Source organism: Mycobacterium sp. NGS33 (genome assembly GCF_059812885.1).
The window spans coordinates 294,633-307,405 of the sequence record NZ_JCALDN010000001.1 but is presented as its reverse complement, the minus strand read 5'-3'; the positions used below and the strand labels follow the sequence as shown (position 1 = coordinate 307,405).

At 69.0% G+C, this 12,773-nt stretch carries 13 protein-coding genes; 6 read left to right on the top strand and 7 right to left on the bottom strand.

Annotated elements, in window-relative coordinates; all coding sequences use genetic code 11:
• Window positions 1-12: 12 nt before the first annotated feature.
• The 3 genes from AC5Y5B_RS01175 to AC5Y5B_RS01165 are packed head-to-tail and all read right to left on the bottom strand — an operon-like array spanning window position 13 to window position 2,810.
• A complete protein-coding gene (locus AC5Y5B_RS01175; protein WP_500002859.1) occupies window positions 13-927 on the bottom strand; it encodes a class I SAM-dependent methyltransferase in 915 nt (304 codons plus the stop codon).
• A gap of 9 nt (window positions 928-936) precedes the next feature.
• Window positions 937-1,848 (bottom strand): class I SAM-dependent methyltransferase, encoded by a 912-nt coding sequence (locus tag AC5Y5B_RS01170; RefSeq protein ID WP_500002858.1) that lies wholly within the window; start codon window positions 1,846-1,848, stop codon window positions 937-939.
• Between the two features lie 11 nt (window positions 1,849-1,859).
• On the bottom strand, window positions 1,860-2,810 hold the full coding sequence (locus AC5Y5B_RS01165) for a class I SAM-dependent methyltransferase (RefSeq protein ID WP_500002856.1): 951 nt from the start codon (window positions 2,808-2,810) through the stop codon (window positions 1,860-1,862).
• Between the two features lie 130 nt (window positions 2,811-2,940).
• On the opposite strand from AC5Y5B_RS01165, the gene AC5Y5B_RS01160 reads away from it, so the two are divergent.
• Complete coding sequence (locus tag AC5Y5B_RS01160) at window positions 2,941-4,173, top strand: zinc-dependent alcohol dehydrogenase (protein ID WP_500003790.1); 1,233 nt, start codon at window positions 2,941-2,943, stop codon at window positions 4,171-4,173.
• Here the strand turns inward: AC5Y5B_RS01160 and AC5Y5B_RS01155 are convergent.
• On the bottom strand, window positions 4,170-4,823 hold the full coding sequence (locus AC5Y5B_RS01155; RefSeq protein ID WP_112632669.1) for an L-fuculose-phosphate aldolase: 654 nt from the start codon (window positions 4,821-4,823) through the stop codon (window positions 4,170-4,172). The two genes, AC5Y5B_RS01160 and AC5Y5B_RS01155, sit on opposite strands and share 4 nt — an antisense overlap.
• Window positions 4,820-5,800 carry an NAD(P)-dependent oxidoreductase gene (locus tag AC5Y5B_RS01150; RefSeq protein ID WP_500002853.1) on the bottom strand — a complete coding sequence of 327 codons (981 nt, stop codon included), beginning with the start codon at window positions 5,798-5,800 and terminating at the stop codon, window positions 4,820-4,822. The genes AC5Y5B_RS01155 and AC5Y5B_RS01150 overlap by 4 nt, the downstream gene beginning before the upstream one ends.
• Before the next feature lie 30 nt (window positions 5,801-5,830).
• Between AC5Y5B_RS01150 and AC5Y5B_RS01145 the strand changes: the two genes are divergently transcribed.
• Both AC5Y5B_RS01145 and AC5Y5B_RS01140 read left to right on the top strand, forming a co-directional pair.
• Window positions 5,831-7,192 (top strand): xylulokinase, encoded by a 1,362-nt coding sequence (locus AC5Y5B_RS01145; RefSeq protein WP_500002851.1) that lies wholly within the window; start codon window positions 5,831-5,833, stop codon window positions 7,190-7,192.
• Window positions 7,193-7,201: 9 nt separating this feature from the next.
• The gene (locus tag AC5Y5B_RS01140) at window positions 7,202-7,870 is read left to right on the top strand and encodes a GNAT family N-acetyltransferase (RefSeq protein WP_500002849.1); all 669 of its coding nucleotides are present in this window, start codon (window positions 7,202-7,204) and stop codon (window positions 7,868-7,870) included.
• Window positions 7,871-7,873: 3 nt separating this feature from the next.
• Here the strand turns inward: AC5Y5B_RS01140 and AC5Y5B_RS01135 are convergent, their stop codons facing one another.
• Both AC5Y5B_RS01135 and AC5Y5B_RS01130 read right to left on the bottom strand, forming a co-directional pair.
• A complete protein-coding gene (locus AC5Y5B_RS01135) occupies window positions 7,874-8,821 on the bottom strand; it encodes a class I SAM-dependent methyltransferase (protein ID WP_500002845.1) in 948 nt (315 codons plus the stop codon).
• 2 nt (window positions 8,822-8,823) lie between these two features.
• Window positions 8,824-9,732 carry a class I SAM-dependent methyltransferase gene (locus tag AC5Y5B_RS01130; RefSeq protein WP_500002842.1) on the bottom strand — a complete coding sequence of 303 codons (909 nt, stop codon included), beginning with the start codon at window positions 9,730-9,732 and terminating at the stop codon, window positions 8,824-8,826.
• 290 nt (window positions 9,733-10,022) lie between these two features.
• Here AC5Y5B_RS01130 and secY point away from each other — a divergent pair, with 290 nt between their 5' ends.
• The 3 genes from secY to map are packed head-to-tail and all read left to right on the top strand — an operon-like array spanning window position 10,023 to window position 12,693.
• Entirely contained in the window at window positions 10,023-11,348 is a 1,326-nt protein-coding gene (secY, locus tag AC5Y5B_RS01125) for a preprotein translocase subunit SecY (protein WP_112632664.1), read from the top strand.
• On the top strand, window positions 11,345-11,890 hold the full coding sequence (locus tag AC5Y5B_RS01120) for an adenylate kinase (RefSeq protein ID WP_112632663.1): 546 nt from the start codon (window positions 11,345-11,347) through the stop codon (window positions 11,888-11,890). Before secY ends, AC5Y5B_RS01120 begins: the two co-directional genes overlap by 4 nt.
• Before the next feature lie 2 nt (window positions 11,891-11,892).
• Window positions 11,893-12,693: a type I methionyl aminopeptidase gene (gene map / locus AC5Y5B_RS01115; protein ID WP_112632662.1), complete on the top strand. Its 801-nt coding sequence runs from the start codon at window positions 11,893-11,895 to the stop codon at window positions 12,691-12,693.
• The last annotated feature ends 80 nt before the right edge of the window (window positions 12,694-12,773 follow it).

The window sequence follows — 12,773 nt, the reverse complement described above, 5'->3', positions numbered from 1 at the left end:
GGTCGGGCCGGTCTAGCCCGCCAGCCTGGCGCTGATGAAGACGATCTGGCCGAGCGGATCGTCGTTCTCGGGCGCGGGCGGTTCGATGCCGTTGCGCCGGAACAGTTCCGTCCGGGTGACGCCCTCGGCCTTCCATCCGATGCCGGACAGATAGTCGATGACGTGGTTGCGCTCGCCGGCGTAGACCAGCGACGCCATGTCGATGTCGACGCCGTGCTCCCGGAACGAACCGGACATCTCCCGCACCCGTTCCGCATCGAAATCGACGATGCCGGGCACGAATTCGGTGGCAATGGTGCTGCCGGGTGCGCTGAGCGCGGTGATGTTGTCGAACAGCCGGTCCTGGGCGTCGGGCGGCAGGTAGATCAGCAGGCCCTCGGCCAGCCAGGCCGTCGGCGCCGCGGTGTCGAACCCCGCCGCCTTCAGCGCGGTCGGCCAGTCCGCGCGCAGATCGATGGGAACGGTGCGCCGGGGCGCGGTCGGCTCGGCGCCCACATCGGCCAGCGTGCTGCTCTTGAATTCGATCACCCTCGGCTGGTCGATCTCGTAGACCACCGTGCCGGCCGGCCAGGGCAACCGGTAGGCGCGCGAGTCCAACCCGGAGGCCAAGATCACCACCTGACGCACTCCGCCGCCGGTTGCGTCGACGAAGTAATCGTCAAAGTACTTGGTGCGTACGGCCATTCCGTCGACCATGGACTGGAAGCGCACGGGCGTGGCGTTCTCGATCGCATCCAGGTCGAGGTCGCCGTCCATCATCTTGGTGAAGAAATCCACCCCGACCGCGCGCACCAGCGGCTCGGCGAACGGATCGTTGATCAGACCGCGGGGATCCTTGGACGCCATGGCCCGCCCGGCCGCGACCATGGTCGCGGTCGCGCCGACGCTGGAGGCCAGATCCCACTCGTCATCGTGAGTGCGTGACATGGCAGCAGCCTACTTGAGCCTGGCGGCGACGTAATTCAGGTCGCCGAAGGCCGCGACCACCTCTTCGGGAAACTCGAAGCCGTTGTGGGCGTAGAGGTCCCGGACGGGGTGGGCCGTCACATCCCAGCCGTGCCCGGTCAGGTAGTCGACGACGACGCTGCGCTCACCCCGGTAGAACAGGTCACCCGCGTCGAGGTCGAACCCGGCGCGCCGCCATCGCTCGGTGATGCGCTGCATGCGTTCGTCGGTGAACGCATTGGGGTCAGGCACGTGTTCGGTCGCCAGCCGGCTGCCGGGCGCGCTGAGCTCGGCGATGTCGTCGAACAGCCGGTCCTGCGCCTCGGGCGGCAGGTAGGGCAGCAGCCCTTCGGCGCTCCACGCGGTCGGTTGGGTGACGTCAAATCCGCTCTGCCGCAACGCTGCGGGCCAGTCCTCGCGCAGGTCGATGGCGACGGTTCGCCGCTCGGCGGTGGGGACCGCGCCGAGGCCTGTCAGGGTGTCGGTCTTGAACGCGATGACCTGTGGCTGGTCGATCTCGTAGACCACGGTGCCCGCGGGCCACGGCAGGCGGTATGCCCTGGTGTCCAGGCCGGAGGCCAGGATCACCGCCTGGCGCACACCGTCTTCGGTGGATTTGATGAAGAAGTCGTCGAAAAACCGTGTCCGCACGGTCATCTGCTCGGCCCTGGTCTTGCGGTTCATCAGCGGGTCGTCGGCGAAATCAACGTCTCCGTCGAGTATGCGGATGAAGGGGTCGAGCCCGACGGCGCGGACCAGGGGATCGGCGAATTTATCGTCGAGCAGGGGGTTCGGCCCCTGCGAAGCCACGGCGCGGGAAGCGGCGACCATCGTGGCCGTCGCCCCCACGCTGGACGCCAGGTCCCAGCTGTCGCCCTCGGTTCTTCCGGCGTCGGTGGTCATCGTCTCGCCTCCTATTTCTCGCCGAGCGTGCCGCTGGTGTACAGCATCTCGCCCATGCGCGTGTCGTCGTCGGTGAGCGGGTCGAGCCCGTTGGCCGCGAAAAGTTCCGTGATGCTGGCGCTGTTCAGCCGCCAGCCGCGGTCGGCCAGGTATCCGGCCGCCTCGTTGCGGTCGCCGAAGTACACCAGTCCCGCCATGTCCAGCTCGAAACCGTGCGCACGCCAACGCTCGGAGATCGTCTGCATGCGTTCCTTCATCTTCTCTTCGTGACCGGGCTCGGGGTTGGGCGCGCTCTCGGTGGCCAGCCGGCTGCCCGGGGCGCTGAGTTCGGTGATGGTGTCCAGCAGGCGATCCTGCGCCTCGGGCGGCAGGTAGCCGAGCAGGCCCTCGGCGCTCCACGCGGTCGGCTGGGCCGGGTCGAATCCGGCGTTGCGCAGCGCGGTGGGCCAGTCGTCGCGCAGATCGACGGCCACCACCCGCCGCTCGGCGGTGGGCTGCGCGCCCAGCTCGGCCAGCGAGCGGGTTTTGAATTTGATCACCTGCGGCTGGTCCACCTCGTAGACCACCGTCCCGGCCGGCCACGCCAACCGGTACGGGCGCGCGTCCAGCCCGGACGCCAGGATCACCGCCTGCTTGATGCCGGCGTTCGTCGCGTCCAGGAAGAACTCGTCGAAGAACTTGGTGCGCACGGCCATGTTGTCGGCCATCCGCGACATCGCCCCGGCGGATCCGGCGGCGCCGTCGTGGACGTCGTTCAACTCGGCGGGGTCCAGCTCGCCGCTGGCCAGCCGGGAGAGCAGGTCCACGCCGACCAGCTTCACCAGTGGTTCGGCGAAGGGGTCGTTGATCAGCGGGCGCTCGGCGCGGGTGGCCATGGCGCGGGCCGCCGCGACCATGGTCGCGGTCACGCCGACGCTGGACGCCAGATCCCACGTGTCGCCTTCGTACCTGGTGGAGGTCATATTGTGTGCCCCTATCGGAGGTAGTCAATCTAATATTTAGCCGATATAACAAGCTTCTCCCACTGTACGCTTCCCCGGATTCGCGGCAACCTTGAGCGATGACGTACGCGGCGGCCGGTCATCGGGCCCGATGAAGGCGCTCGTCTACGGTGTGGAACCGGAGCCCTTCGAGGTGCCCCGTGACGCCAACCCGCTGACCCAGAACCTGGCCCGCACCCCGACCGCCCTGCGCGACGTGCCGGATCCCCGACCGCCGCACGAAGACTGGGTGATCACCCGGCCGCGGCTGACGGGGATCTGTGGGTCGGACTCCAAGCAGATCCTGATGGATTTCGGCGAGGGCGACGGTGACAACGCCATGGCCGCGTTCTGCTCATTCCCGCAAGTCATGGGTCACGAGGTGGTCGCCGACGTGGTCGCGCTGGGCCCCGGGGCCCGGGGATTGCAGGTCGGCCAGCGGGTGGTGCTCAACCCGTGGCTGTCCTGCGGGCCGCGTGGCATCCAACCGCCCTGTCCCGCATGCGAAGCCGGCGACTACAGCCTGTGCTGGAGCTTCGCCGACGGCGACATCAAGCCCGGCATCCACACCGGGGTCTCGGCCGACGTGACCGGCGGCTACGCCGAATTGATGCCCGCGCACGACAGCATGCTGTTCGCGGTCCCGGACTCGATTCCCGACGAGATGGCCGTGTTCGCCGACCCGTTCTCGGTGTCGCTGCACGCCATCACCCGCCACCCGCCACCCCGCTCGGGCGCCGCGCTGGTGTACGGGGCGGGTTCGCTGGGATTGTGTGCGGTCGCGATCCTGCGGACGCTGTATCCCGACGTGGCCATTGCGGTGGTGGCGCGCTTCGCCGCGCAGGCCGAACTGGCGCGCCGGTTCGGTGCCGCGAAAGTCCTTGCGCACGAGCGGCGTTCGGTCCTCATCGAGGAGATCGCCGCCTGGGGTGGTGGCCGGCTACGCCAGCCGTTGCGGGGTTTGCCGATGGCGCACCCCGGCGCGGTCGACGTCGTCTACGACACGGTGGGCAAGCCCGAGACGTTCGAGGTCGGGGTCCGGGTGCTGCGATCGCGCGGGACGCTGGTCAAGGCCGGCGTCCACGCCCCCGGCCGCTGGGAGGATAGCCCGCTTTACTTCAAGGAGATCTCGTTCGTCGGCTCCAACGCCTTCGGCGTCGAGGAGGTGGACGGGCACCGCAGGCACGCCATCGCGCACTACCTCGCCCTGGCCGCCGCGGGGCGGGTGGACCTGCGTCCCATGCTCACCCACACCTTCGGGTTGGGGCAGTGGCGCGAGGCTTTCCACGCGATCGCAAACCAGGGCGAGAGCGGCGCGGTGAAGGTCGCGATCGATCAGCGTTAGGTGTTGGCGCGCAGATAGCTGTACACGGACGCGAAATTGCGGTTGACGTCCTCGGGGATAGCCACCGGACCGCCGAGAGCCCTTGCACCCCAAACGATTTGAGCCGTGCGTTCGACCAGCGCGGTGATATGCAACGCCTTGTCGGGTCGCGGCCCCACCGCCACCAGGCCGTGGTTGGCGATCAACGCTGCGCCGCGGCCCTCGAGCGCCTTCACGGCGTTGACGCCGACGTCGGGCGTGCCGGACGCGGCGTAGTCGGTGCACCGGACGTCGCCGCCGCAATACACCGCGAACTCGTCGATACACGCCGGGATCGGCTCGTGGGCGATTGCGAACATGGTGGCCCACACCGGATGGCTGTGGATGACGCTGCCGATGTCGTCGAAGGCGCGATAGCAGGCCAGGTGCAGCTGCATCTCCGACGACGGTGCGCGGCCCTGCGCCGCCTGCAGGACCGAGCCGTCCGCGTCGACCAGCACCAGGTCGTCGAGGGTCATGTCGCGGTAGTCCACCGACGACGGGGTGATGACGATGTGGCCGTCGGCGCGGCGCGCGGAGATGTTGCCCGCCGTCCCCTCGACCAGGCCGCGGCGCAGCATGTCTTTGGCGGCGTCCAGCACCGCGGTTTCCGGATTGTCGACGAACTTCATGCCCCCAGCACCTCCGGGTTGACGATATGGGCGGGTGCGTTGCCGGCCAGCAGCGCTTCCAGGCCGTCGGCCACCATCTGCGCCTGCCGCGCCTCGGTGTCGAAGGTGGCGCCCCCGATGTGCGGCGTCAGCACGACGTTTCCCATGCCGACCAACGGGTGATCGGTGGGCAGCCATTCGCCGGCGAAGTGGTCGAGCCCCGCGGCGCCCACCTTGCCCGCGATCAGGGCGTCGACCAGCGCGTCGGTGTCGTGCAGCTGGGCGCGGGCGGTGTTGAGGAAGACCACGCCGTCGCGCATGGCCGCGAACTCCCGCGCGCCGATCATGCCGGCCGTGTCGTCGGTGACCGGGGCGTGTAGCGATACCACGTCGGCCTCCGCCAGCAACTCGTCGAGGCTGTGCCGGGCCTCGGGGTTGTAGGGGTCGTGCGCGATGACGCGCAGGCCCAGTCCGGACAGCCGCCACTGCGTGGCGCGGCCGACGGCGCCCAGGCCCACCAGCCCGGCGGTGAGCCCGGCGATCTCCGCGGCGCGGAAGCGTTGGTAGGGGATGCTGCCGTCGCGAAAGATGTTGCCGCCGCGCACATCCGCGTCCGCGGTGAGCACGTGGCGGGTGACGGCCAGCAACAGGGCCACCGTCATCTCCGCGACGGCATCGGCGTTGCGGGCCGGGGTGTTCAGCACGGGAATGCCGGCGGCGGTGGCACCGGCGATGTCGACATTGTTGGGGTCGCCGCGGGTGGACGCGATCACCCGCACACCGAGGTCGAACACCGGGCCGCGCACCGAATCGCTTTCCACCACCACGATTTCGGCGCCCTCGTCGGTGATCCGCTCGGCCAGCTGCTCGGCGCTGTAGATGCGCAGCGGGGTCTGCTCGATCCAGGGGTCGTAGACGACGTCGGCCAGCTCGCGCAGTGTGGCGAAGCCCGGCCCCCGCATCGGGGCGGTCACCAAGGCGCGCGGTTTGGACGTCACGAGTGCCAATGCTGGCGTACGGTGACGCCCGTGTCACGCAAAGACGTCACAATCGGCATCGACGTCGGCAGCACCGCGGTCAAGGCGATAGCCGCCGACGCCGACGGCAACGTGACGGCGCGCGTGCGCATCCCGCACGAGCTGCGGGTACCGGCACCCGACCGGCTCGAGCACGACGCCGAGGCGGCGTGGCGGCGTGGGCCGTCGGCGGCTTTGGACGAACTGGTCGGCCAGCGCGGACTCGCGGCGGTGGCCGTCTCGGCGATGGTCCCGTCGATGACGGCCGTCGACGGCACCGGCACACCGATCACCCCGGGACTGCTGTACGGCGACGCACGGGGCCGCACGCCCGGCGGTGCCGCGCAGCCGCTGCCCGCGCTGGGCGAGGCCGCCGAGTTCTTGCGCTGGACGGCCGCCCAGGCTCCGGGCGCCGCCGGCTACTGGCCCGCGCCGGCGGTGGCCAACCATGCGCTGTCGGGCGAGGCGGTCATCGACATCGCCACCGCCGCCACGGCGTTTCCCTTGTTCGACGGGACCGGCTGGAATCGGGAGGCGTGCGCCGAGCGGGGCGCGGACGTCGGGCAGCTGCCCCGGGTGGAGAGCATGGGCGCCGTCGTCGGGCAGGTGCACGGCACCGAGGCCGCGCTGGCCACCGGCGCCATCGACGCGCTGTGCGAACAGATGGTCGCCGGCGCCGACCACGACGGCGACGTGCTGGTGATGTGTGGCACCACGCTGATCGTCTGGACGACCATTCCCGAGGCCCGCCAGATGCCCGGGCTGTGGACCATCCCGCACACCACGCCCGGGAAGAGCCAGATCGGTGGGGCCAGCAACGCCGGCGGGCTGTTCCTGGGCTGGGTGGATCGCGTTGTGGCGCCGGCCGACCCGGCGGACGTGCAGCCCGGACGCGTCCCGGTGTGGTCGCCCTACCTGCGGGGTGAGCGCACCCCGTTCCACGACCCGGACCGCCGGGGCGTGCTCGAGGCCCTCGATCTGACCCACGACGCCGCCGCGCTGCGGCGGGCCGCCTACGAGGCGTCCGGCTTCGTGGTCCGCCAACTCATCGAACTGTCCGGGGCGCCGGTGGCGCGCATCGTGGCCACCGGCGGCGGCACCCGGGTGGGCCCGTGGCTGCAGGCCATCGCCGACGCCACCGGGCGACCGGTCGAGGTGTCCGGGGTGCCGGAAGGGGCCGCGCTGGGGGCGGCCTTCTTGGCGCGGATGGCGGCCGGCCTGGAGACGACGATCGCCGATGCCGCCCGATGGGTGCGCACCGAGCGCATCGTCGAGCCCGACCCCGCCTGGGCGGACCCGGTCGGGGATCGCTACCAGCGCTTCCTGGAGTTGGGAAACCGAAGATGTAGCGCGGTGGTACCACCGGCGATCTAGGCTGGTGCAATGACCGACCAGGACCGCAAAGCCGCCCGCCGCGAAATCGCCGACGCATTGTTGAAAGCCCTCGAACGACGGCACGAAGTACTCGACCTGATCGTCGAGGCCGACAACAACTCCGAGGCGGTCAAGGCCATCGCCGGATTGCTCGGCACGTCGAACACGGGCGCCGAAGCGGTATTTGGCTTGTCCTTCGACCGGCTCACCAAGGACTCGCGCAAGACGATCCAGGCCGAACTCGAGGACCTGAACAAGCAGCTGAGCTTCACCCTGGGCGAGCGACCGGCGAGCTCGGGGGACACCCTCGAACTCCGGCCGTTCTCCGCGAGCGAGGACCGCGACATCTTCGGCGTGCGCACCCAGGACATGGGTGGTGCCTCGGGTGACGGATCCGGTGGGCAGGCGGGCAACCTCGACGACGAGATCGGTGCCGCGCTGCGCCGGGTCGACGACGAAGAGGCCGCCTGGTTCGTGGCCATCGACAACGGCGAGAAGGTCGGCATGGTGTTCGGCGAGCTGGTCCGCGGCGAGGTCGACGTGCGGATCTGGATTCACCCGGATCACCGCAAGCGGGGTTACGGCACTGCCGCGCTGCGCAAGTCGCGCTCGGAGATGGCCTGGTGTTTCCCGGCGGTGCCGATGGTGGTGCGGGCGCCGGCGGCCAACCCCGGCTGAGCGTCAGGGCAGGACGGCGTCGACCGCGATGCTGTGCTGCAGCGACTCCAGGCTGTCGCCCGGTGCGACGGGCAGGCCGGCCTCGGCGAACATGTCGGCGCGGGTGCGCGTCGACACCCGCCAGCCGAGGTCGCTCAGATACTGTGCCGCGGGGGTCCGCTCGCCGCGGTAGACCAGCGTCGACACGTCGACGTCGAAGCCGTATTGCCCCCAGCGCCTGGCCATCGCCTTCGCGCGCCTTTCCAGCAGGTCCCCTGTGCCGCCGTCGTGGTATTCGGTCGCCAGCCGGCTGCCCGGCGCGCTGAGCGTGGTGATGGCGTCGAACAGGCTGTCCTGCGCGTGGGGCGGCAGATACATCAACAACCCCTCGGCGCTCCAGGCGCTCGGCCGTGACTCGTCGAAACCCTTGTCCCGCAACGCGCTCAGCCAGTCCTCGCGCAGGTCGGCCGACACGGTGCGCCGTTCCGCGGTGGGCCGGACGCCCAATGCGGCCAGCGTCGTGGACTTGAACTCGATGACGGCGGGCTGGTCGACTTCGTAGACGACGGTGCCCGCCGGCCAGGCCAGGCGGTACGGGCGGGAATCCAGGCCGGAAGCCAGGATGACGGCCTGGCGGATGCCGGAAGCCGTTGCGTCGGTGAAGAAGTCGTCGAAGTGGCGGGTGCGCACGGCCATCATGTTGACCATGCGTTCCAGGTTGAATTCGGCCTCCAGGTCGGCGTCGGCGTCGATACCGCCGGTCTCGTCGGTGATGTCACCGTCGAGCACCCGGATGAAGAACTCCGCACCCACCGCGCGGACCAGCGGGTCGGCGAACGGATCGTCGATCAGCGCGTCGGCCCGCCGACCGGCCAACGCCCGGCAAGCGGCGACCCAGGTGGCCGTGGCGCCCACGCTGGACGCGAGATCCCAACTGTCGCCGTCTGATCGCTTGCTGTCGGTCTCGGCCATCGCTAGCGCAGGGTGGCGGTCACGGCGACGATGTTGCGGAACTGCGCCATCGCCTCGTCGTCGCGGAATTTCAGTCCGTAGTCGCCGAACAGCTCGCGGCGCGGCCGGGCGGCCACCTCCCAGCCCTTACCGGCGAGGTAGTCGACGACGTTGCTGCGCTCGCCGTCGAAGAACAGTCCCGACAGGTCGATGTCGCAGCCGACCTTGGCCCAGCGGTCGTTGAACTCTTGGGCGCGTTGCGACATCGTCGTGCCTGCGGTGTCCGGGTGATATTCGGTGGCCAGCCTGCTGCCGGGGGCGCTGAGCTCGGTGATGTTGTCGAAGAGCCGGTCCTGGGCGTCGGGCGGCAGGTACATCAGCAGTCCCTCGGCGCTCCACGACGTCGGCTGTGTCACGTCAAAGCCGTTGTCGCGCAACGCGGCCGGCCAGTCCTCGCGCAGATCGATGCTGACCGTGCGCCGCTCCGCGGCCGGACTGGCACCCAGCTCGGCCATCGTCGTGCTCTTGAACTGCACGACGGCAGGCTGATCGACCTCGTAGACCACGCTCCCGGACGGCCAGCTCAACCGGTAGGCGCGGGAGTCGAGGCCGGCGGCCAGGATCACCGCCTGGCGGACCCCGTCGCGGGCGGCGTCGAGGAAGAAGTCGTCGAAGAAGCGGGTGCGCACGGCGATCGAGTCGGTCTCGAGCCCGAGGTCCTTGCCCTCGTCGCCCTCGGACGCGGTGAGCTCGCCGTCGACCAGGCGCCGGAAGAAATCCAGCCCGACCGCGCGCACCAGGGGCGCGGCGAAGGGGTCGTTGATGATCGGATTGGAACCCTCGCTGGCCAGTGCGCGGGCCGCGGCGACCATGGTGGCCGTGGCACCGACGCTCGAGGCCAAGTCCCAGCTGTCTTGGTCAGTGCGTGTCATGCTGCTCCCAAGTTATTTAGCAAATGCAACGAGTCAGGGGAACTCTACGCCTCACGGCTTACGGCTTCCTGTGTTTTTCTCCCGCGTGGCGGCGGCGGCGCAAACGCCCGGTTAACCGCGTCGCGAGCGGTCGTTCAGGGGGGCGCAGTAAAGGCCCTGACCAGACCTGCCCGTACCAGCTGTTAGTCTCGTACACGGTTTGACGCGCTGTAGATTAGTCGGCCGTACGTCCTGGCCTGCGGGTGTTGGGCGCGTGATGCAGGAAACCCCCGGCTGCGCAGGAGGAAGAGTTGCTTTCCGCTTTCATCTCATCGCTGCGGACAGTCGACCTGAGACGGAAGATCCTCTTCACGCTTGGCATCGTCGTCTTGTATCGGGTCGGCGCCGCATTACCGTCCCCTGGCGTCAACTATCCGAACGTCCAGCAGTGCATCAAAGAGGCCAGCGGTGGCGCGGCCGGACAGATCTACTCGCTGATCAACCTGTTCTCCGGTGGTGCCCTGCTCAAACTCACCGTGTTCGCGGTGGGGGTGATGCCCTACATCACGGCCAGCATCATCGTGCAGCTGCTCACGGTGGTCATCCCGCGGTTCGAGGAACTGCGCAAGGAAGGCCAATCCGGCCAGGCCAAGATGACGCAGTACACGCGTTACCTGGCCATTGCGCTGGCCATCCTGCAGGCCACCAGCATCGTGGCCCTGGCCGCCAACGGCGGGCTGCTGCAGGGCTGCTCGCTGGACATCATCGCCGACCAGAGCATCTTCACGCTGGTCGTGATCGTGCTCGTGATGACCAGCGGCGCGGCGCTGGTCATGTGGATGGGTGAGCTGATCACCGAGCGCGGCATCGGCAACGGCATGTCGCTGCTGATCTTCGTCGGCATCGCGGCACGTATCCCCGCCGAGGGCAAGACGATCCTGGACAGCCGCGGCGGGATGATCTTCGCCGCCGTCCTGGTCGCTGCGCTGGTCATCATCGTCGGCGTCGTGTTCGTCGAGCAGGGGCAGCGCCGGATCCCGGTCCAGTACGCCAAGCGCATGGTCGGCCGGCGCATGTACGGCGGAACCTCGACATATTTGCCGCTCAAGGTCAACCAGGCCGGCGTTATCCCGGTGATCTTCGCGTCCTCGCTGATCTACATCCCGCACCTGATCACCCAGCTGATCCGCAGCGGCAGCGGCGGTGTGGGCAACAGCTGGTGGGACAAGTTCGTCGGCAGCTACCTGTCCGACCCCAGCGACCCGGTGTACATCGGCATCTACTTCGGCCTCATCATCTTCTTCACGTACTTCTACGTGTCGATCACCTTCAATCCCGACGAGCGTGCCGACGAGATGAAGAAGTTCGGCGGGTTCATCCCCGGCATCCGGCCGGGCAAGCCGACCGCCGATTACTTGCGTTTCGTGCTGAGCCGCATCACCCTGCCGGGTTCGATCTACCTCGGCGCAATCTCGGTGTTGCCCAACTTGTTCTTGCAGATCGGCAACGGCGGAGCGGTTCAGAATCTGCCGTTCGGCGGTACCGCGGTGTTGATCATGATCGGCGTGGGCTTGGATACGGTCAAGCAGATCGAGAGTCAGCTCATGCAGCGCAACTATGAAGGGTTCCTCAAGTGAGAGTGGTTTTGCTCGGACCGCCGGGGGCGGGCAAGGGAACGCAGGCCCAGAAGCTCTCCGAAAAGCTGGGAATCCCGCACATCTCCACCGGTGAGCTGTTCCGCAGCAACATCGAGAACGGAACCAAACTGGGCCTGGAGGCCAAGCGCTACCTGGACGCCGGTGACCTGGTGCCCTCCGAGTTGACCAACCAGCTCGTCGACGACCGCCTGAGCGATCCCGACGCGGCCAAAGGGTTCATCCTGGACGGCTTCCCGCGGTCGACCGAGCAGGCCAAAGCGCTGCACGACATGCTGGGGCGGCGGGGCACCGACATCGACGCGGTGCTGGAATTCCGGGTCTCGCAGGAGGAGTTGCTGGAACGGCTCAAGGCGCGTGGCCGGGCCGACGACACCGACGACATCATCCTGAACCGGATGAAGGTCTACCGCGACGAGACCGCACCGCTGCTGGAGTACTACAGCGACGAGCTCAAGACGGTCGACGCCGTCGGCACCCAGGACGAAGTGTTCGCCCGCGCGCTGCAGGCGCTGGGCAAGTAGGGATGAACCCGCTGGCGCGGCTGCGCAGCCGCAAGGTGGTGCCGCAGCGCAGCGCCGGTGAGCTCGACGCCATGGCCGCGGCCGGCGCGGTGGTCGCGGCGGCGCTGCAGGCGGTGCGGGCGGCAGCGGTTGCCGGGGTCTCCACGCTGAGCCTGGACGAGATCGCCGAATCGGTGATCAGGGACGCCGGCGCAGTGCCGTCGTTCCTGGGTTATCACGGCTATCCCGCGTCGATCTGCTCCTCGGTCAACGAGCGGGTCGTCCACGGCATACCGTCGGCCGCCGAGATCCTGGCGTCCGGTGACCTGGTGTCCATCGACTGCGGCGCGGTGCTCGACGGCTGGCACGGGGACGCCGCGATCACCTTCGGCGTCGGGACGCTGGACGCCGCCGACGAAGCGCTGTCTCAGGCGACCAGGGAATCGCTGGAGGCCGGGATCGCGGCGATGGTCCCCGGTAACCGGCTGACCGACGTCTCGCACGCCATCGAGATGGGCACGCGCGACGCCGAGGCCCGGTATTCGCGCGCCTTCGGGATCGTCGAGGGCTACGGCGGCCATGGGATCGGCCGGCAGATGCACATGGACCCGTTTCTGCCCAACGAGGGTTCGCCCGGCCGGGGCCCGGTGCTGGCGGCCGGGTCGGTGCTGGCCATCGAACCGATGCTGACGCTGGGGACCGGCAAGACGGTGGTGCTCGACGACCAGTGGACGGTTACCACCACCGACGGGTCGCGCGCGGCACACTGGGAACACACCGTCGCGGTGACCGACGCGGGGCCGCGCATCCTGACCCTCGCATGAACTAGCCGCGATCGCCAGCGCGGCGAAGCCGGGCGTGGCGGGTCGGGGCCATTGAACCGAGCCCCTGCTCCGCTCGTTTC